Here is a 366-nt window from a genome sequence, read left to right on the forward strand (position 1 = left end):
ATTCCTCCCTTCTCGTCTTCTTTCTCAATCACCCCTTTGCCTGTGATTTCCTCATCGGCGATGTCTTTTTCCTGTCTCTTATTCTCATCTGTCGCTGCCGTCGTCGCTCCTCTAGTTTTCATYTTTTTTYTYTTCCTCTTCTTTTTTTTTTTTTTCCTTCTTTTTTTCTTTCTTTTTCTTTTCTTTCTTTTTTTTTTTTTCTTCCGTTTCTTTTTCTTTTTCTTTTTCYTTTTTCTTTTCTTCYTTCTTCTTTCCCTTTTTTTTTTTTTTTCCTTTTTTTCGTTCTTTTTCCCCTGTCCCTTCTTTTTCTTTGCCCTTTTTCTCTCTCTTTTACTCCTCTCCCGCTGCCGCCTTCGCCCCTTGCCT

The 366-nt window shown here is 36.8% G+C and carries 1 protein-coding gene; it reads right to left on the reverse strand.

Annotated elements, in window-relative coordinates:
- Positions 1–118: 118 nt before the first annotated feature.
- Positions 119–366 (reverse strand): hypothetical protein (locus ACQ4LH_RS21895; RefSeq protein WP_430699017.1); only part of this gene is annotated, 248 nt, incomplete at its 5' end.

Origin of the sequence: Pseudomonas peli, from assembly GCF_050563605.1 — a bacterium.
GTDB classification, from domain to species: domain Bacteria; phylum Pseudomonadota; class Gammaproteobacteria; order Pseudomonadales; family Pseudomonadaceae; genus Aquipseudomonas; species Aquipseudomonas peli_A.